The organism is Streptomyces sp. NPDC049837 (assembly GCF_040674455.1).
GTDB lineage: Bacteria > Actinomycetota > Actinomycetes > Streptomycetales > Streptomycetaceae > Streptomyces.
Window position 1 is genome coordinate 73973 of sequence record NZ_JBFAMP010000010.1, and the last position, 18848, is coordinate 92820.

At 71.4% G+C, this 18848-nt stretch carries 21 protein-coding genes; 11 read left to right on the top strand and 10 right to left on the bottom strand.

Translation table 11 applies throughout. The features are described from left to right. The first annotated feature begins 4 nt into the window (after nt 1-4). Nucleotides 5-541: an arginine repressor gene (locus AB0J57_RS25750; protein ID WP_064068099.1), complete on the top strand. Its 537-nt coding sequence runs from the start codon at nt 5-7 to the stop codon at nt 539-541. Between the two features lie 17 nt (nt 542-558). Here AB0J57_RS25750 and AB0J57_RS25755 read toward each other — a convergent pair whose 3' ends face one another. From AB0J57_RS25755 to AB0J57_RS25785, 7 genes are all read right to left on the bottom strand, one after another. Next, nucleotides 559-1245 carry a L,D-transpeptidase family protein gene (locus AB0J57_RS25755; RefSeq protein WP_366130654.1) on the bottom strand — a complete coding sequence of 229 codons (687 nt, stop codon included), beginning with the start codon at nt 1243-1245 and terminating at the stop codon, nt 559-561. A gap of 102 nt (nt 1246-1347) precedes the next feature. Continuing rightward, nucleotides 1348-1941 carry a pyridoxamine 5'-phosphate oxidase family protein gene (locus AB0J57_RS25760; RefSeq protein WP_366130655.1) on the bottom strand — a complete coding sequence of 198 codons (594 nt, stop codon included), beginning with the start codon at nt 1939-1941 and terminating at the stop codon, nt 1348-1350. 8 nt (nt 1942-1949) lie between these two features. Beyond that, nucleotides 1950-3722: an ABC transporter ATP-binding protein gene (locus tag AB0J57_RS25765; protein ID WP_366130656.1), complete on the bottom strand. Its 1773-nt coding sequence runs from the start codon at nt 3720-3722 to the stop codon at nt 1950-1952. An 11-nt stretch (nt 3723-3733) separates the two neighbouring features. Further along, complete coding sequence (locus AB0J57_RS25770; RefSeq protein ID WP_366130657.1) at nt 3734-4168, bottom strand: lasso peptide biosynthesis B2 protein; 435 nt, start codon at nt 4166-4168, stop codon at nt 3734-3736. Next, complete coding sequence (locus tag AB0J57_RS25775; protein ID WP_366130658.1) at nt 4165-4443, bottom strand: lasso peptide biosynthesis PqqD family chaperone; 279 nt, start codon at nt 4441-4443, stop codon at nt 4165-4167. The genes AB0J57_RS25770 and AB0J57_RS25775 overlap by 4 nt, the downstream gene beginning before the upstream one ends. A gap of 12 nt (nt 4444-4455) precedes the next feature. Continuing rightward, a complete protein-coding gene (locus AB0J57_RS25780; protein ID WP_366130659.1) occupies nt 4456-6282 on the bottom strand; it encodes a lasso peptide isopeptide bond-forming cyclase in 1827 nt (608 codons plus the stop codon). An 83-nt stretch (nt 6283-6365) separates the two neighbouring features. Beyond that, entirely contained in the window at nt 6366-6476 is a 111-nt protein-coding gene (locus AB0J57_RS25785) for a keywimysin-related RiPP (RefSeq protein WP_366130660.1), read from the bottom strand. 394 nt (nt 6477-6870) lie between these two features. Here AB0J57_RS25785 and AB0J57_RS25790 point away from each other — a divergent pair, with 394 nt between their 5' ends. From AB0J57_RS25790 to AB0J57_RS25805, 4 genes are all read left to right on the top strand, one after another. Further along, nucleotides 6871-8064: an argininosuccinate synthase gene (locus AB0J57_RS25790; RefSeq protein WP_366130661.1), complete on the top strand. Its 1194-nt coding sequence runs from the start codon at nt 6871-6873 to the stop codon at nt 8062-8064. An 80-nt stretch (nt 8065-8144) separates the two neighbouring features. Continuing rightward, entirely contained in the window at nt 8145-9572 is a 1428-nt protein-coding gene (gene argH, locus AB0J57_RS25795; protein WP_366130662.1) for an argininosuccinate lyase, read from the top strand. A gap of 121 nt (nt 9573-9693) precedes the next feature. Next, the gene (locus AB0J57_RS25800; RefSeq protein ID WP_366130663.1) at nt 9694-10245 is read left to right on the top strand and encodes a helix-turn-helix domain-containing protein; all 552 of its coding nucleotides are present in this window, start codon (nt 9694-9696) and stop codon (nt 10243-10245) included. Then, on the top strand, nt 10242-11786 hold the full coding sequence (locus AB0J57_RS25805; protein ID WP_366130664.1) for an MFS transporter: 1545 nt from the start codon (nt 10242-10244) through the stop codon (nt 11784-11786). Before AB0J57_RS25800 ends, AB0J57_RS25805 begins: the two co-directional genes overlap by 4 nt. Nucleotides 11787-11870: 84 nt before the next feature. On the opposite strand, the gene AB0J57_RS25810 is transcribed toward AB0J57_RS25805, so the two are convergent. Further along, nucleotides 11871-12542 (bottom strand): lysophospholipid acyltransferase family protein, encoded by a 672-nt coding sequence (locus AB0J57_RS25810; protein ID WP_366130665.1) that lies wholly within the window; start codon nt 12540-12542, stop codon nt 11871-11873. 235 nt (nt 12543-12777) lie between these two features. On the opposite strand from AB0J57_RS25810, the gene AB0J57_RS25815 reads away from it, so the two are divergent. From AB0J57_RS25815 to AB0J57_RS25825, 3 genes are all read left to right on the top strand, one after another. Continuing rightward, entirely contained in the window at nt 12778-13932 is a 1155-nt protein-coding gene (locus AB0J57_RS25815) for a glycerophosphodiester phosphodiesterase (protein ID WP_366130666.1), read from the top strand. A gap of 133 nt (nt 13933-14065) precedes the next feature. After that, on the top strand, nt 14066-14677 hold the full coding sequence (locus AB0J57_RS25820) for a sigma-70 family RNA polymerase sigma factor (protein ID WP_366130667.1): 612 nt from the start codon (nt 14066-14068) through the stop codon (nt 14675-14677). A gap of 39 nt (nt 14678-14716) precedes the next feature. Beyond that, nucleotides 14717-15199: a GNAT family N-acetyltransferase gene (locus AB0J57_RS25825; protein ID WP_366130668.1), complete on the top strand. Its 483-nt coding sequence runs from the start codon at nt 14717-14719 to the stop codon at nt 15197-15199. Here the strand turns inward: AB0J57_RS25825 and AB0J57_RS25830 are convergent. Further along, the gene (locus AB0J57_RS25830) at nt 15177-15581 is read right to left on the bottom strand and encodes a hypothetical protein (RefSeq protein WP_366130669.1); all 405 of its coding nucleotides are present in this window, start codon (nt 15579-15581) and stop codon (nt 15177-15179) included. The two genes, AB0J57_RS25825 and AB0J57_RS25830, sit on opposite strands and share 23 nt — an antisense overlap. A 1-nt stretch (nt 15582) precedes the next feature. Next, on the bottom strand, nt 15583-15942 hold the full coding sequence (locus AB0J57_RS25835; RefSeq protein ID WP_366130670.1) for a hypothetical protein: 360 nt from the start codon (nt 15940-15942) through the stop codon (nt 15583-15585). 73 nt (nt 15943-16015) lie between these two features. On the opposite strand from AB0J57_RS25835, the gene AB0J57_RS25840 reads away from it, so the two are divergent. The 3 genes from AB0J57_RS25840 (at nt 16016) to AB0J57_RS25850 (ending at nt 18778) form a co-directional block, all read left to right on the top strand. Beyond that, the gene (locus AB0J57_RS25840) at nt 16016-16675 is read left to right on the top strand and encodes an HAD family hydrolase (protein ID WP_366130826.1); all 660 of its coding nucleotides are present in this window, start codon (nt 16016-16018) and stop codon (nt 16673-16675) included. Nucleotides 16676-17036: 361 nt separating this feature from the next. After that, nucleotides 17037-18110: an ATP-binding cassette domain-containing protein gene (locus AB0J57_RS25845; protein ID WP_366130671.1), complete on the top strand. Its 1074-nt coding sequence runs from the start codon at nt 17037-17039 to the stop codon at nt 18108-18110. Beyond that, a complete protein-coding gene (locus AB0J57_RS25850; RefSeq protein WP_366130672.1) occupies nt 18107-18778 on the top strand; it encodes a methionine ABC transporter permease in 672 nt (223 codons plus the stop codon). Before AB0J57_RS25845 ends, AB0J57_RS25850 begins: the two co-directional genes overlap by 4 nt. The last annotated feature ends 70 nt before the right edge of the window (nt 18779-18848 follow it).

The window sequence follows — 18848 nt, forward strand, 5'->3', positions numbered from 1 at the left end:
GACGATGACCGACGCGCAGGACCTCGAGCACGGAGGGCCGTCCGTTCCGCAGACCCGCACCGCACGCCACCGCCGGATCGTGGACATCCTCAACCGGCAGCCGGTGCGTTCCCAGAGCCAGCTCGCGAAGCTCCTCGCCGACGACGGGCTGAGCGTCACCCAGGCGACGCTCTCCCGGGACCTCGACGAGCTGGGCGCGGTGAAGATCCGCAACACGGGCGGCGAGCTGATCTACGCGGTGCCCAGCGAGGGCGGTTTCCGCACCCCGCAGGCCCCGCTCGGCGAGTCGGCCAAGGAGGAGCGGATGCGGCGCCTCTCGGGCGAGCTGCTGATCTCCGCCGAGGCCTCCGCCAACCTGGTGGTGCTGCGCACACCGCCGGGCGCCGCCCAGTTCCTCGCCTCGGCCATCGACCAGGCCGAACTGCACGCCATCCTCGGCACCATCGCGGGTGACGACACGCTGCTGCTCATCTCCCGCGACCCGGCGGGCGGCCAGGCCCTCGCGGACCACCTGCTGCGGCTGGCGCAGAAGGAGCGGTAGGCCCAGGGGCGGGGGTCTCAGTACCGCACGATCGCCGTCGGGCCGCCCCCGCCGGTGCCGATGGCGATGTGCGGCCGCCGCCAGGGCTTCGCCCACGCCAGGATGCGCCGCATCGCACCCGCCGGCACGGCCACGCAACCGGCCGTCGGCCCACGCCCCCGCACGTGCAGGAAGATTCCCGCGCCGCGCCCGCGCACCGGGCGGTCGTAGTTGAAGCCGATCACCAGCGCGTGCGCGTACAACTGCCCGTACGTGATGAGGTGCTCGGCCTCCGCCGCCCGGCAGTCGGCGGGCAGGCCCTCCACCCAGCGGTTGTACGCGCGGGAGCGGTTGTCCTGGCACCACCAGGAGTCGCGCGTCACCCGGCGGTGGCGGAGGACCGTGCCCGCCGGGGCGGCATCGGTGCCGAAGGCGTACGGGAGGCGGTAGAGCCCCGTCGGTGTGGTGGACGTGCCCTGGCGCCGCCGGGCCCCTTCCACCAGGCCGTTCGCCCCGAACCGGGCCGGCGCCGACCCCACCCGCACCCACCGCCCGAGGCGCCGGTCCCACCACGTGACCGTCCCGGTGGTGGACCCGGCGCGCGGCGCCTCGGCCGTGATGAGCTGCGTACCGCCGCCCGTGTCGGCCATCCGCGCGGGCAGCGGTGCCCGGTCCACGGGCGTGAGCGTCAGGAGCAGGGCCGCGAGGGCGAGACCGAGGCGCATGCCCGGACCGTACGCGCCCAGCCCGCGCGCCGCCCCCCGGGCGCGGCCGAACAGGGGCCCGGACGACGCCTGGACGAGGGCCGGTCGACGCCCGGTCGGCGCCTAGAGGGCGTCCGTGCGCGGCGGCAGCGGCAGCGGGAGGGCCGGCAGCCCGTCCAGGCTCACCCCGACGTGGTCCTTCTTCGCGCAGTACGCCGCGAACTCCTCGTCCGTCTTGCGGGCGAAGTGCTCGGCGTGCTGGGTGCGCTCCTCGCGGTAGTCCATGAACGGCACGGCGAAGCCGCACGAGTCGCTCACCCGCAGCGCGCGGACCACGACGATGGCGCGGGCCGCCGGGCCGTCGGCGTCCTTGAAGTACGGGATGTACTCCGCCCAGCGCGGGTCGTCGCGGAACACCGCCTCGCCCTTCCCGTGCACCCGCAGCACCTTCGGCGGGCCGCTGAACGCACACCACATCAGGGTGATCCGGCCGTTGCCGTCCTCCCGGAGGTGGGCCACGGTCTCGGCGGTGCTGCCGCCGAAGTCGAGGTAGGCCAGGGTCAGTTCGTCGATGACGGCGAGCGTGCCCTTGCGGCCCTTGGGGGAGAGGTTGACGTGCCCGTCACCCGTCAGCGGGGCGGTGGCGGTGAAGAAGACCGGCTGCTGCTCGATGAAGTCCCGTATCCGGCCGTCGATGCGTTCATATCTTTTTCCCATGGGGGCGATTATGGTCGTCCGCCTGTCACGACCTGGCGCGTTCCGCCCGCCAGAGCCCGGTAATGGCCGCTGGTGTCGAGCAGTTCGTCATGGCTTCCGGTGGCGACGACGCGCCCCTTGTCCAGGACGACGATGAGGTCCGCCGCGCGGATGGTCGACAGCCGGTGGGCGATGACCAGCAGCGCGCACTCGCCGGCGGTCTCCCGGATCGACCGGCGCAGTGCCTCCTCGCTCGCCGCGTCCAGGTGCGCCGTCGGCTCGTCGAGCAGCAGAAGTCCGGGCCGGGCGAGGAGGGAGCGGGCGATCGCGATCCGCTGGCGTTCGCCGCCGGACAGCGACATGCCGTGCTCACCGGCGTCGGTGTCCAGGCCGCGCGGCAACCGGGACACCAACTCGGTGAGGTGGGCCAGTTCGACCACCCGCTCCAGCTCTTCCGGACCGGCGTCCGGGGCGGCGTAGGTGAGGTTCTCACGCAGCGTCCCGTACATCACCGGGGTGTGCTGCTCCACCAGCCCGATGCGGGCGCGGTGCTCGGCGCGGCCGATGGCCGAGATGTCCCGGCCGTCGAAGAGGATGCGGCCGCTGTCCGGCTCGTAGAAGCGCTCGATGAGCGCGAAGACGGTCGACTTGCCGACACCGGAGTGACCGACCAGCGCCACATGGGACTTCGGCGGCACCTGGAAGCTCACCCCGCGCAGGACGGGGCGGTGCGGCTCGTAGCCGAACCACACGTCGCGGAACTCCAGCACCGGTGTGCGCGGCGGCGCGGCGACCGGCCGGGGGGCGGGCCGGCGAACGGTGTCCTGCTCGGTGGGCATCGCCATCACTTCCGTGACCCGGCGGTAGGCGCCCACGCCCTGCTTCATGGTGCTGAAGGACTGGAAGAGCATGCCGATCGGTCCCACCAGGTAGATCATGTACAGCAGGAACGCGGCCAGATCGGCCAGCGAACCCTGCCGGTCGGCGACCCGCAGCCCACCGATGACCAGCACGACGATGAACGACCCCTTGACGGCCAGCTCGATCGCCGGAGTCACCACCGCGTCGAGCTTGGCCATCCGGATGCTGCCCGCGTACGCCGACCGGGCCCCGTCCCCGATGCGGCCCGTCTCGCGCTCCTCGGCGCGGCTGGCCCGGACGGTACGGATGGCGGCGAGCGCCCGTTCAAGGTCGGCGGTCATGGCGCCGGTCGCCCGCTGGGTGACCAGCGAGGCCGTCTCGATGCCCCGCAGTACCGAGCCCACCACCACCGAGGCGACCGCCACCATGGCCAGCACCACCAGGAACAGCAGCCAGTCGAGCCACAGCATCAGCGCCACGACACCCGCCAGCGCGATGGCGCCGGTCAGCGCGTCCGTGAAGCCCTCGGCGATGAGCAGCCGCAGTGTGGTGCTGTCGGTGCTGGTGCGGGATATCAGGTCGCCGATGCGGTGCCGGTCGTACACGGCTATCGGCAGCCGCAGCACATGTCTGACGAGGCGGAGCCGGATGCCCAGCACGATGCCCTCGCCGGTCCGGGCCACCACGTACTGGGCGAACCCCTGCACCAGTACCTGCGCCACGAAGAAGACGACCAGCAGCACGATGACGGGCCCGACCGGGTGCCCCGACGAGGTCGACTCGATCACCCTCTTCACCAGCAGGGGCTGGGCCAGGCTCAGTGCGGTGGCGCCCAGCGTCAGCAGCACGGCGAGACCGACCCACCGCCGGTGTCCGCGCAGCAGCCGCAGGACCTCCCTCGGGCCGGCCCCTCGCCGCTCACCAGCCGCTCGGGACTTCACGGGCTCGGACTTCACGGGCCGGTGCGGTCGTCCGGCACGGTCAGGAGCGGCCGGAAGTAGTCGGGCGGGTACTCCTCACCCACGGGCACCCCTTCCGCCTCCACCCAGGCGTGCGCCCCGAAGGGAGGCAGCCGCCGCGCGCCCACGCACCAGGTGGGCCACTGGCCGTGCAGGCGGCACAGCAGGGCCGTGGCCAGGGACCGGGGCAGGCACCCCTCCCTGCCCCCGCAGGCCAGGCTGACCGCGACGACGGCATCCCGGGCCGCCCGGGTCTCCTCCACGGTCGCCGGACGGGCGCCCCGGCGGAGCCGGTCCAGGACGGTGCGGATGCGGCGGGGGCGCTGGGTGGCCAGCAGCCGCGCGACGCCCACGACGAGCCGGACCAGGACCCGGCGCCGGAACGGCACCGAGCGCGGGCGGTGGAAAATGGCTTCCGGTGTACTCATCGGGCCTGCTTCTCATGGAGCTCACGGGCAAGGCCCGCCGCGCACAATTCACCGACCAGTTCCCGCACGTCCCGGTGCGCGCTCGCACCGTCCACCGCGTACTCCTCGGTGAGCGACCGCACGGCGTCGTCGTCGGTGCCGCCGTTCAGCAGGGTCCGCAGAATGACGGCCGCGCTGGGATTGAGGGTCCAATACCGGTCCTGGTCCTCATCGAGGAGCACGATTCCGTATTCCGTTTCGGCGGTGAATACACCGTCACGCAGTTTGAGCGTCATGAGCCGTCTCCCTCAACTGGGAATGGTGGCGGTTTCCTGTGCGCGCAGCCACATTTCGCACGCCACCGTCTGATACAGCGCGTCGAACGGCAGGCTCGGCGGCAGCGGCCGGGAGCACACCTCGCGCAGCCCGTCCGCGTCGATCAGGCCCAGCCGGGCCAGCCGGGAGTCCTCGCACAGGGCCAGCAGCTCGCCCCGGTGCTCCCGCAGCCCCACCTCGGCCTCGTGGGAACCCTCGTCCTTCGTGTGGCGGGTCAGGCTCTCGTCGGGAACGATCCCGCGCATCGCCTCGGCGATGAGCGGCTTGTACCGCCAAGGGGTGATCCTGTCCTGCGGCCGCACCGCCAGACCGGCTTCGATCACGCGGTCGTCGTAGTACGGGGCGGCGACGGCGAGCCCGAGGGGGGCGGACATCTGATCCAATTGCCGCACCATGCGGGACGAGCCGCCCATGGCCTCCAGCTCGACGTGCTGTCCGCGCGTCCTGGCCAGCGGCTCGGCGGCCCGGGCCGCGGTGCGGATCAGTTCCCGCACCGCCTCCACCGCGTCCGGCGTCGCCCACAGGGGCAAGCGCGGCGGTGTGCCCCAGCTCAGAGTGGGCGTCTCCAGCGGCGGCGGCGGGTCGGTGAGCCCGTCGCCGACCCGGGCGAGCCAGGCCCGGTAGGGGCTGTCGTCCCACAGTTGCCGCAGCGCCTCCCGGTACGGCCACGGGCGCTGGGCGGCGAAGCCGCGCACGCGCTGCCACGCGGTCCTGGGGTGCGTACGCAGCAGCGTGTGCAGGTGAGCCGGCGAGCCGGCGAGCAGCTCGTCGCCGCCGAAGCCGGTCAGGTGCAGACGTGAGCCGCGTGCCGTGGCCAGCCGGGGGATGACCAGCCAGCGGTCGCGCTGGGCGGCGACCGGACTCGGCTCGTCGAAGAGGTCGCCCCCCTCCCACAGACCCTCGTACACCGCCGGCACCATGTCCCCGGGCAGAACGTGGTGCTCGACCTCGCCCCGTCCGGCACGCCGCAGTCCGGCGACGGTACGGCGGGACCAGGCCGCGTCGTCGCCCATGGGGTCGAGGCCGTCGGCGGTGTACGCGACCACTCGCGCCCCGTCCCCCGCGGCCAGGGAGCACAGCGAGGTCGAGTCCAGCCCGCCCAGGTCGCAGCTCACCACGTCCCGGCTCCGTACGCGGGCCTCGACGGCGGCGGACAGCGCCTCCCGCAGCGCAGGGGCGCCTTCCGCCATCGGTACGACCGGCTCGGGAGGGGTCCACCAGCCGACGGTCCGTGGGCGGCCGTCGTGGTCGAGCACCAGGTAGTGAGCGGGCCTGAGGGCCGTCACGGGACGCCAGACCGGCTCGCCGGTCACCGGGTGCATCCCGAAGGTGCTGAGCAGGTGGACAGCGAGCCGCTGCTCGTCGACTTCCGCGTCCAGCAGCCCGGCCAGTACGTCGGCCCGGTCGGCGGCCACCGTGACGTCACCGATCCGGGCGTGGAACAGCCGGCGGAGGCCGGTGACGGTGCCCTGTACACGTACGCACCCGGCGACCGAGGCGGCCAGGTGCACGCTTCCGGTGAGGGACCCGGCCAACGCGTCGAGGCCGGCGACCGTGTCGGTCCGGCGGGCCGCCACGGCGAGGTGCTCAGCGGTGGACGCGTGCTGCCCGACGACCGCGATCTTCACTGGGCCCGCTTGGCCCACGGCCAGGGTGCCGGGGGACCAGTGGCCGAGCAGCCAGGGCCGCCCCGAGGGGTGGCTGATCTCCTGGATCTCCTGTACCGCGCGGCCGCGCAGCGCGCCGCCGACGGGGGCCGCCGCGGCGCAGTCCGGGAGGACGACGAACCAGTCGGCCATGAGAGTCCTTTCCTGGGCGCCCGGGGATCAAAAGACGGGGGCTGCGGGAGTCGGGACCGCAACCCGCCGTCATGGGTAAACGCTCACAAGCTGAACCGGGTGATGAGCTTCTTCTCAGGCCCCCTGTCGGTGCCCAGGCCGGTCCTGCGGAAGCTACCTGCTGCGGTAAGCGTCGGACGCTCGTAGGCGCGCATGTCGTACACCTCCTTCCGTGTCCCGGTTGAACTCTGGCCAGTTCAAGGAGTTCGTACGTGGCATTGAATTCATCAATGTCACTGCCCAGCTTAGACGTTGTTACCTGAATTGCAAGACGGTTTCCCATTCAATTGATTCGCCGATAACTCAACTGCTCGACAATTGAAGGCGGTTCTTTTTCTTATTCGGGTAACGGGTCGTCAAGGTTGAAGCGTCACCGATGTGGTTGCCGTGCGGTTCCGGGGGGTGCTCGGGGCGGCGGGGCCGCCCGGGGTGCGCGGGTGGTGCCGGGGTGGCGCCGGGTCCCGTCGGCCGCTCGACCCCCGCGTTGACAAAACATACGGCGGTCTGCATAGTTATACCTGTCAGTGAATGCACCGTAAGGAGAAACCCGTGACCGAGCGCGTCGTACTCGCCTACTCGGGCGGACTGGACACCTCCGTCGCCATCGGCTGGATCGCCGAGGAGACGGGTGCCGAGGTCATCGCCGTCGCCGTGGACGTCGGCCAGGGCGGCGAGGACCTGGACGTCATCCGCAAGCGCGCGCTCGCCTGCGGTGCGGTCGAGGCGGAGGTCGCGGACGCCAAGGACGAGTTCGCCGACGAGTACTGCCTCCCGGCGATCAAGGCCAACGCCCTGTACATGGACCGTTACCCGCTGGTCTCGGCGCTCTCCCGGCCCGCGATCGTCAAGCACCTGGTCGCCGCCGCCAAGAAGCACAACGCCTCGATCGTCGCCCACGGCTGCACCGGCAAGGGCAACGACCAGGTCCGCTTCGAGGCCGGTATCCAGGCCCTCGGTCCCGACCTGAAGTGCATCGCTCCGGTGCGTGACTACGCGATGACCCGTGACAAGGCCATCGCCTTCGCCGAGAAGGCGGAGCTGCCGATCGCGACCACCAAGAAGTCGCCGTACTCCATCGACCAGAACGTCTTCGGGCGGGCCGTGGAGACCGGCTTCCTGGAGGACATCTGGAACGCGCCGATCGAGGACATCTACGAGTACACCTCGAACCCGGCGACGCCCCGCGAGGCCGACGAGGTCGTCATCACCTTCAAGGAAGGCGTCCCGGTCGCCATCGACGGCAAGCCCGTGACCGTCCTCCAGGCGATCCAGCAGCTCAACGAGCGGGCCGGCGCCCAGGGCATCGGCCGGATCGACATGGTCGAGGACCGGCTCGTCGGCATCAAGTCGCGCGAGGTCTACGAGGCGCCCGGCGCCATCGCGCTGATCACCGCCCACCAGGAGCTGGAGAACGTCACCGTCGAGCGCGAGCTGGCCCGCTACAAGCGGCAGGTCGAGCAGCGCTGGGGCGAACTGGTCTACGACGGCCTGTGGTTCTCGCCGCTCAAGCGGGCCCTGGACGGCTTCATCAACGAGGCCAACCAGCACGTCTCCGGCGACATCCGGATGACCCTGCACGGCGGCCGCGCCGTCGTCACCGGCCGGAAGTCCGACGAGTCGCTGTACGACTTCAACCTGGCGACGTACGACTCGGGCGACACCTTCGACCAGTCCAAGGCGCAGGGCTTCATCGACATCTTCGCGCTGTCGTCGAAGATCGCCGCCAAGCGTGACCTGGCCTGACCCCGATTCGTTCGACAGCCGCCTCCTCACCCGCGGGGTGTGGAGGCGGCCGCACATCCCCACCCTCCCGAGGAGCAGAGTTGAGCAGCAACAACGGTGACGTCCGGCTCTGGGGCGGCCGTTTCGCCGACGGTCCCGCCGAGGCGCTGGCCCAACTGTCGGCGTCCGTGCACTTCGACTGGCGCCTCGCGCCGTACGACATCGCCGGCTCCCGCGCCCACGCGCGCGTGCTCCACAAGGCGGGGCTGCTGACCGAGGACGAGCTCACCCGCATGCTGGCGGGCCTCGACCAACTGGAGGCGGACGTCGCGGACGGCTCCTTCACCGGCACCATCGCCGACGAGGACGTCCACACCGCCCTGGAGCGCGGCCTGCTGGAGCGGCTCGGCCCCGACCTGGGCGGCAAGCTGCGGGCGGGCCGGTCCCGCAACGACCAGGTGGCCACGCTGTTCCGGATGTACCTGCGCGACCACGCCCGGATCATCGGCGGGCTCATCGCCGACCTCCAGGACGCGCTCGTGGGTCTGGCCGAGGCGCACCCGGACGTCGCCATGCCGGGCCGTACGCACCTCCAGCACGCCCAGCCGGTGCTCTTCGCCCACCACGTCCTCGCGCACGTGCAGTCCCTGTCCCGGGACGCCGAGCGGCTGCGCCAGTGGGACAAGCGGACGGCGGTCTCGCCGTACGGCTCCGGCGCCCTGGCCGGTTCGTCGCTCGGGCTCGACCCGGAGGCGGTCGCCCAGGACCTGGGCTTCGAGAACGGCAGCGCGGGCAACTCGATCGACGGCACGGCGTCGCGCGACTTCGTCGCCGAGTTCGCGTTCATCACCGCGATGATCGGCGTGAACCTCTCCCGGATCGCCGAGGAGGTCATCATCTGGAACACGAAGGAGTTCTCCTTCGTGACCCTGCACGACGCCTTCTCCACCGGTTCGTCGATCATGCCGCAGAAGAAGAACCCGGACATCGCCGAGCTCGCGCGCGGCAAGTCGGGCCGCCTGATCGGCAACCTCACGGGCCTGCTCGCCACCCTCAAGGCGCTCCCGCTCGCGTACAACCGCGACCTCCAGGAGGACAAGGAGCCGGTCTTCGACTCCTGCGACCAGCTCGAGGTCCTGCTGCCCGCCTTCACCGGCATGATGGCCACGCTCACCGTCAACCGGGAGCGGATGGAGGAGCTCGCCCCGGCCGGCTTCTCCCTCGCGACGGACATCGCGGAGTGGCTGGTCAAGCAGGGTGTGCCGTTCCGGGTGGCGCACGAGGTCGCGGGCGAGTGCGTCAAGGAGTGCGAGGCGCACGGCATCGAGCTGGACCAGCTCACCGACGAGCAGTTCGCCAAGATCTCCGAGCACCTCACCCCCGAGGTGCGGACGGTCCTCAACGTTCGCGGCGCCCTCGCCTCCCGTAACGGCCGGGGCGGCACCGCGCCCTCCGCCGTCGCCACCCAGCTCGCCGAGGTCAAGGCCGACCTGGTGATCCAGCACGCCTGGGCCACCGCGAAGAAGTAGCACCACGGCTCGCAGCGCCGCCGTCCGGTTCCGTCCGGGCGGCGGCGCTTTTTTCGCGTTGCGTTGAGCCACGAGCATCCCATGTGAGACATTCATGTCTCACATGGGTTATGGTTGTCTCATGACAGTCGATCGTGAGCAGGTGCTGCGCACCGCCGCCGCACTCCTCTCCCGCAAGGCGACCGCCACCATGGACGAGGTCGCCCGCGCCGCGGGCATCGGCCGCGCGACCCTCCACCGGCACTTCGCCGGGCGGGACGCGCTGGTCAGGGCCCTGGAGGCGCTGGGGATCCAGGAGTTCGAGGCGGCCATCGAGGCCGCCCGGCTCGACGACGGCACCGCCGAGGACGCGCTGCGCCGGCTCGTCGCCGGGCTGGAGCCAGTCGCCGGGCTGCTCGCGTTCCTCGTCACCGAGAACCAGCTCTTCGAGGGCGACCAGGTCAACGAGGGCTGGGCCCGCCTCGACGCCCGGGTCGCCGCGCTCTTCCGGCGCGGCCAGGAGCAGGGCGAGTTCCGGATCGACCTCACACCCGCCTGGCTCACCGAGGCGCTCTACGGCCTCATCGGCACCTGCGCCTGGGCCGTGCAGGACGGGCGCGTCGCCGCCAAGGACTTCCAGTACATGATCGCCGAGTTGCTGCTCGGCGGAGCACGCAGGAGCGTGGAGAGATGACCCGTACCGATCAGTTGGCCAAGGAGTCGGAGGTTCTGCGCCGCCCGGGCCGGTGGCTGGCACTCGCCGTACTGGTCCTGGCCGTCCTGCTGGTGGCGGTCGACGCCACCGTACTGGGACTGGCGACCCCGTTCCTTAGCGAGGACCTCAAGCCGACCGGCACCCAGCTCCTGTGGATAGGCGACGTCTACTCCTTCGTCATCGCCGGACTGCTCGTCTCCATGGGCAGCCTCGGCGACCGCATCGGCCGCAAGAAGCTGTTGCTGACCGGGGCCACCGCCTTCGGCGCCGTCTCCGTGCTCAACGCGTACGCCACCACGCCCGAGATGATGATCGTCGCCCGTGCGCTGCTCGGCGTCGCCGGCGCGACCCTCATGCCGTCCACGCTCGCGCTCATCCGCAACCTCTTCCACGACCCGCGCGAGCGCAGCCTCGCCATCGGCATCTGGGGCGCCATGGCGTCCGCCGGCGCGGCCGTCGGCCCCGTCGTCGGCGGGTTCCTGCTGGAGCACTACTGGTGGGGCTCGGTCTTCCTGATCAACCTGCCGGTGATGGTCGTCCTCGTCCTCGTCGGCGCGAAGTTCATCCCCGAGTCGAAGAACCCGGCGCCCGGCCCCTGGGACCTGCTCAGCGTCGCCCTCTCGCTCGTCGGCATGATCGGTGTCGTGTACGCGGTCAAGGAAGCCGCCGCGCACGGACTGCGCCTCGACATGAGCATCGCCGCCGTCATCGGGGTGGCCGCGCTGACCTGGTTCGTACGGCGCCAGCTCCGGCTGGAGGCACCGCTGCTCGACATGCGGCTGTTCCACCACCGGGGCTTCTCCGGCGCCGTGCTCGCCGACCTGCTGACCATCCTGGGCCTGTCCGGGCTCGTGTTCTTCCTCTCCCAGTTCCTCCAGTTGGTCCAAGGACGTCACCCCCTGGAGGCGGGCCTCGCCGAACTGCCCGCCGCCATCGGCGCGGTGACGGCCGGCCTGATCGCGGGTGTCGTCGCCCGGCGCTTCTCGGTGCGCTCCGTGGTGTCGGGCGGCCTCGCGGCCGTGGGCCTCGCGCTCGCCGTGCTGACCCTGCTCGACCGGTCCACCGGCTACCCGATGCTCGGCGCGTCCCTGCTGGTCGTCGGCATCGGCGCGGGCTTCGCGTTCACGGTGACCGCCGACGTGATCCTCTCCAGCGTCCCGCGCGAGCAGGCGGGCGCCGCGTCGGCGGTGTCCGAGACGGCGTACGAACTCGGCGCGGCGCTCGGCATCGCGCTCCTCGGCTCCATCGTGACCGGCGTCTACAGCGACTTCGCCACCCCGCACGGCGTCCCCGCGGCCACCTCCGCGGCGGCGCACGAATCGCTGGGCGGCGCGGTGGAGGCGTCCGCCGGCCTGCCGGACGCGACGGCCGGCGCGCTGGTCACCGCCGCGCAGGACGCCTTCGTCGAGGGGCTCCGCATCGCGGCCGGGGTCGGCGCGGCCGTCCTGCTGGCGACGGCGGTCGCGGCCTGGTTCCTGCTGCGGGGCCAGAAGCTGGAGGAGGGCGTGGAGCACCCGTAACGGCCCGGCGGCCGCAACGGGAACGGCGCCCCGGTACGGCACTCACGCCGTACCGGGGCGCCGCCCCATTTCACCGGCCCTTGCCTACGCAGCCTTCGCCTTCGTGGCGTACATGTCCACGTACTCCTGCCCGGACAGCCGCATCACCTCGGCCATCACCGAGTCCGTCACCGCCCGCAGCACGTACCGGTCGCGGTCCATGCCCTCGTAGCGGGAGAACTCCATCGGCTCACCGAAGCGCACCGTCACCCGGCCCGGCCGCGGCAGGCCCGCGCCGCCCGGCTGGAGCTTGTCCGTGCCGATCATGGCGAACGGCACCACCGGCGCGCCCGTCATCAGCGTGAGGCGCGCGATCCCGGTGCGGCCCCGGTAGAGGCGGCCGTCGGGGGAACGGGTGCCCTCCGGGTAGATGCCGAAGACGTTGCCGTCCTCCAGTACCCGGCGCCCCGTCATCAGCGCGGCCACGCCGCCGTTCGCACCGTCCCGGTCCACCGGGATCATGCCGACGCCCGTGAAGAACCACGCCATGAGCCGGCCCTTGAGGCCCTTGCCCGTGACGTACTCGTCCTTGCCGATGAAGAAGACCTGACGGTCGCACACGATCGGCAGGACGATGGAGTCGATGAACGTCAGGTGATTGCCCGCCAGGATGACCGGCCCGGTCCCGGGGATGTTCCCGGCGCCCTCCACCCGGGGGCGGAACATCAGGCGCATGACCGGGCCGAGCACTGCCTTGATGAGCGCGAAGCGGGACAACGAGTCCTCCGTCGAATTCAGCCGACCACGTACGTGACCAGTATGTGCAGGTGAGGACGATACTCGTGGGTCACCCGCGGGCGCACATCGGGTTCACCGAGTTGATACGCAGTGTTGACCCGTGTTTTCCACGAGTTCGTCCGGGGTCTCCCGTACGTAACGCGCCGCTGCCTACGATCGGGCCTCGCTCAGCAGTCGCTCAGCAGTCCGAAATACGCTCGTCGAAGGAGCCTCCATGACACAGGGTGCGCACAGCAGCCCCGCCCGCCGGACCGTGCTGGGAGCCGCGGCGGTCCTCGGCTCGGCCGCTCTCTCCGTGGGCGCGGGCGGCACCGCGGCGCAGGCGCACGGGCGCCCGTCCGGCTCGCACCCGCGCCTGCCCGTGCCGACGGTCATCGCCCACCGGGGCGCCAGCGGTTACCGGCCCGAGCACACCCTCGGCTCCTACCAGCTCGCCCTCGACATGGGCGCGGACGTCATCGAGCAGGACCTCGTCCCGACCAAGGACGGCCACCTGGTCTGCCGCCACGAGAACGACATCACCGGGACGACGGATGTCGCCGACCACCCCGAGTTCGCCTCCCGCAAGACCACCAAGACCGTCGACGGCACCAAGTTGACCGGATGGTTCACCGAGGACTTCACCCTCGCCGAGCTGAAGACGCTCCGCGCGAAGGAACGTATCCCCGGCACCCGCCAGGAGAACACCGTGTACGACGGGCGCTGGACCATACCCACCTTCGAGGAGGTGCTGCGCTGGGCCGACAAGGAGGGCCGCCGCCGGGGCCGCCCCGTCTGGCTGTACGTCGAGACCAAGCACCCCACCTACTTCCGGAAGCTCGGCCTCGCCCTGGAGGAGCCGCTGGCCAAGCTGCTGCGCCGGTACGGACGCCACGGCGCGGACTCGCCGACGTTCCTCCAGTCGTTCGAACCGACCAGCATGCAGCGGATGGCCAAGCTCGTCTCCACGCCCCGCGTCGTGCTGCTGTGGACGCCGGACGACCGGCCGTGGGACTTCCGCGAGGCGGGCGACCCGCGCACGGTCGCCGACCTCATCACGCCCGAGGGCCTGAAGTGGATCGCCTCCTACGCACAGGGCATCGGCCCCCTGCTCGACCTGGTCATCCCCAAGGACAAGGACGGCAAGCTCGGCAAGCCGACCACCCTGGTGCGTGACGCGCACGCCAAGGGCCTGGTCCTCCACCCGTACACGCTGCGCAACGAGAACACCTTCCTGCCGGCCGACTTCCGCCGGGGTACGGACCCGGCGGCGTACGGGGACGTCTTCGGCGCGTACCGGGCGTACTTCGCCACCGGCATCGACGGCATCTTCACCGACCAGCCGGACACCGGCCTGCTGGCCGCGGCGGACTTCCGCGCCGCCCGCTGACCCCGCCGGGGCGCGAGGCGAACCCCTCGCGCCCCGGCCGGCCGCGTCAGTCCGGCGTTCCGCGCGCCGCCCGGACGGGCGGTTTCGGGCGGCGGCGGCAACCGGGCAGCGGCTGTGCCGTGTCGTGGCCGGCATGACACCCCCCGAAACCCATCCCGCGACCCATCCCGGGACGCCCCCCGAAGCAGGCCCCGCAGCACCCTCCGAAACAGGCTCCGACCAGCCCCCCACCCTCCCCGAACAATTCCGCGGCCTCACCGCGCTGCTCGCCGCCGAGTGCGAGGCGGAGGCCGCGGCCGCCGGGGTCGAACCCGGCGACCTGCAACAAGCCGTCTGGCTCAGGCTCCTGGAGCGCCTCGACGGCGGCCCCGGCATGCCCCGGCGCCCCGCCGACTGGCTGCGCCGGGCCGTCCGGGCCGAAGCCCGCCGCGCCCGGCGCACCGTCGTGCGCGAACTGCCCTACACCGCCCACGAGCCCGTGTCGGACGCGGGGCCGGAGAGCGCCGCCCTCGTCGCCGAACGGCGCCGGGCGCTGCGTACCGCCGTCGCCCGCACGCCCGTCCACTGCCGGCGCCTGCTGACTGCGATGTTGTCGCCCGCCGACCCCACCTACCGCGAAATCGCAGGGGAGTTGGGTATCTCACAAGGCAGTTTGGGGCCAATGCGTTCCCGTTGCCTGGGATGCCTGCGCAGAATGCTCACGGCAGAGGTTGCCGTTCCTGAACATCGGGGAAAGGAGCGGTAGACCCACAGGGCGGATCAGGTGAGCCGGAGGCATGCATACATGGGCATGAGCGTGACCATCTCAGCGGCAAGCGCGCAGGACGCCGAACAGATCCTCAAGTTGCAGTACCTGTGCTACCAGAGCGAGGCCGAGCTCTACGGTGACTACAGCATCGAGCCCCTCACCCAGTCCCTCGACGACCTGAAGGCCGAAATCGAACGCGGCCACGCCCTCGTCGCCCGGCTCGGAGACGAGGTCATCGCCTCCGTACGCGGGGAGCTCGACGACACCGGCACCGCCAGGATCGGCAAGCTCATCGTCCATCCGCGGCTGCGCCGCCACGGCCTCGGCGGCCGCCTCCTGGACGCCATCGAGGAGTACTTCGCCACCGACCCGTCGCCCGCCGCCAAGCGCTTCCAGCTCTTCACCGGCCACCGCAGCGAGGGCAACCTGCGCCTCTACCGCAAGAAGGGGTACGAAACCGTCGCCACCCACGAAGTGGGCCCGCGCCTGACCATGGTCACGCTGGAGAAGGCCGCCTAGCCTTCCGCAGCCACAGGATCCCGGTCACCGGCAGCAGCACCGGGATGAAGACGTACCCGTATCCGTAGTCGGACCAGACCGTGGCGTCCGGGAACGCGCCGGGATCGGCCAGCGTCCACGTCCCCACGGTCATGACGCCCACCAGCTCGGCGGCGCAGCACACCAGCGCCGCCTTGCGGGCCGTCTCCCCGCCCCGTACCAGCGTGTACGTGATGAACACGTACACCACGGCCGCCAGCGCCGACAGCGTGTACGCCAGCGGCGCCCGGCCGAACTCGGTGGCGATCTGCAACGCCGACCGCGACACCGCGCCGACCGACATCACCCCGTACAGCCACACCAGCAGCATGCCGGGACCCTTGGCCAGACCGCGCCCCGCCATCTCAGGCCGTCCAGATGTCGTAGAGGCGCACTTCCAGCACCGCCAGCACCACCGCGCCCGCCGTGACGGTCGCCGAGCCCCAGCGGCTGCGTTCCGCCAGCGACAGGAAGCCCGCCGCCGGCACCGCGCACAGCGCGCCGATCAAGTACGCCAGGAAGATCGCCGTGCCCTCGTCGGCCTTCTCACCCCGGGCGAGCTGCACGACCCCGACCACGAGCTGGAGCAGCGCCAGCACGGACACCACGGCCATGCCGATGAAGTGCCAGTCCTTCGTCGGCTGGTCCCGGTACGCGGCGAAGCCGCACCAGGCGGCGAGGGCGAGCGCGGCCACGGAGACCGCGACCGTCAGGGCGTCAAGCATGCGCCCGAGACTATTACGGGCCAAAAGACCCGGTGCGACCGCCCCCGGCGGCGGAAACGTAGGCTCCATGACCATGAAGATCCACGCCGAAGCCCTCCTGTTCGACAACGACGGAACCCTCGTCTCCTCCCTGGAGTCCGTCCAGCGCTGCTGGAGCAGGTGGGCCGAGGAGTACGGCATCGCCGCCGACGACTTCGCCCGGGTCGAGCTGCACGGCCGCCCCGCCGTGGAGATCATCGCCGAGTTGCTGCCCGCCGGCCTGATACCCGAGGCCCTCGCCCGGATCGAGCGGCTGGAGGTCGAGGACGTACCCGGCGGCGTGGAACTGCTGCCCGGCACCAAGGCGCTCCTCGGCTCCCTTGCGGAGGTCCGCTGGGCCGTCGTCACCTCCGCGACCCGGCCGCTCGCCGAGGCCCGGCTGCGCGAGGCCGGCATCGACGCCCCGGTCGTCATCGCCGCCGAGGACATCACACGCGGCAAGCCCGACCCCGAGCCCTACCTGCTCGCCGCCACCAAGCTCGGCGTCGACCCGGCGCGCTGCGTGGTCTTCGAGGACGCCCCCGCCGGGCTGACGGCCGGCCGCGCCGCCGGTATGACGACCGTGGCCTTGGCCACAACGCACGACCGCTCCGAACTGGTCGCCGACGCGGTGGTCACCGACCTCTCCGAGGTGTCCGCGCAGGCCACGGCGGGTGGAGTGGAGATCACCACGGGGGCCCTGGCGTCCGCATGACGTACACCGGCAGTCCGCTATTCGGACAGCCGCCCGGGCCCCGACAAGGCGTCTGGTTTACTGACCCGCATGACCACGACGAGCTACCGCACCCTTGCGACCGAGGCGATGACGACGCCCGGTGCTCGTTGTATGTGTCGAATGTGCGCCTTCTGAGGGCCCCTGACCGAGCCTCGCGCCCCGAAGCGAGACCCGACAGCCATGCCGTGTCCGTACGCGACCGAAGCCGACGGACCGCGCCTGCCCCGCGCACGTGCCACCCCCGGCCACCCGCCGAACCAGCCGTGCCGCGCGTCGGAATGACGAATGCCCCGTGCCCGGCGGACACCGCGCCGTGCACTCGACAGTGACGGAAACCCCTGTGATCACCACTACGGGCCTGACCAAGGTCTACGAGTCGCGAGGCCGCCAGGTCACCGCTCTGGACGGCGTCGACCTGCATGTCCGCGAAGGCGAGGTCTTCGGCGTCATCGGACAGAGCGGCGCCGGCAAGTCCTCGCTCATCCGCTGCGTCAACCTCCTGGAGCGCCCCACCTCCGGCACCGTGACGGTCGACGGCGTCGACCTCACCGCGCTCGCCGGACGCGGCCGCCGCGCGGGCAAGGACCTGCGCCGGGCGCGCAGCCGCATCGGCATGGTCTTCCAGCACTTCAACCTGCTGTCCTCACGCACCGTCAAGGACAACGTCGAACTGCCCCTGGAGATCCTCGGCGTCCCCGGCACCGACCGCTCCCGCCGCGCCCTCGAACTGCTCGACCTCGTCGGCCTCGCCGACAAGGCCAAGGCGTACCCGGGCCAGCTCTCCGGCGGCCAGAAGCAGCGCGTCGGCATCGCCCGGGCGCTCGCCGGCAACCCCAAGGTGCTGCTCTCCGACGAGGCCACCAGCGCCCTGGACCCCGAGACCACCCGCTCCATCCTCCAACTGCTGCGCGACCTCAACCGGCAGCTCGGCCTGACCGTCCTGCTCATCACCCACGAGATGGACGTCGTCAAGCAGATCTGCGACTCCGCCGCCCTGATGAAGAAGGGCCGCGTCGTCGAGTCCGGCACCGTCGCCGAACTCCTCGCCACCCCCGGCTCCGAGCTGGCCCAGGAGCTCTTCCCGGTGACCGGCGAGGCCACCGGGCCCGACCGCACGGTCCTCGACGTCACGTTCCACGGCGAGTCCGCCACCCAGCCGGTGATCTCCCAGCTCTCCCGCACGTACAACGTCGACATCTCGATCCTCGGCGCCGCCATGGACACCGTCGGCGGCAAGCAGATCGGCCGCATGCGCATCGAACTGCCCGGCCGTTACGAGGAGAACGTCGTCCCCGTCGGGTTCCTGCGCGAGCAGGGCCTCCAGGTCGACGTCATCGACGCCACCGACGTCACCGGTGGCACCGAAGCCGGCAACGGCACCGAAGAGCTGCTGGTCAAGGAGATCGCGAAGTGACCTGGGAAGAGATGCGGCCCCTGCTGGAGCAGGGCACCATCGACACGCTCTACATGGTGCTGTGGTCCACCGTCGTCACCGTCATCGGCGGCCTGCCGCTGGGCGTCCTCCTCGTCCTGACCGACAAGGGCGGACTGCTCCAGAACCGGCCGGTGAACAAGGCCATCGGCGTGATCGTGAACATCGGCCGCTCGCTGCCGTTCATCATCCTGCTGGTCGCCCTGATCCCCGTCACCACCCTCGTGGTCGGCACCTTCATCGGCCCCACCGCGATGATCGTGCCGCTGTCCATCGGCGCCATCCCGTTCTTCGCGCGCCTGGTCGAGACCGCGATCCGCGAGGTCGACCACGGGCTCGTAGAAGCCGTCCAGTCCATGGGCGGCGGCATCCCGACGATCGTGTGGAAGGTGCTGCTCCCGCAGGCCCTGCCGTCCCTGATCGCCGCCCTCACCACCACCGTGATCACGCTGATCAGCTACTCGGCACTGGCCGGCGCCGTCGGCGGCGAGGGGCTCGGCTCCAAGGTCATCACCTACGGCTACCAGCGCTTCGAGACCGGCTTCATGCTCATCACCGTCGTGCTGCTGATCGTCATCGTCACGGTCATCCAGCTCATCGGCGACCTGGCCGTACGCCTGCTCGCCCGCCGGGGCCGCACCGCGTCCTGACCTCCCCCTGACTTCCCCCGAAGAACAGCCCGCACTCCTTGTCCGGGCGTTGTCCGCACCACCAGAAAGA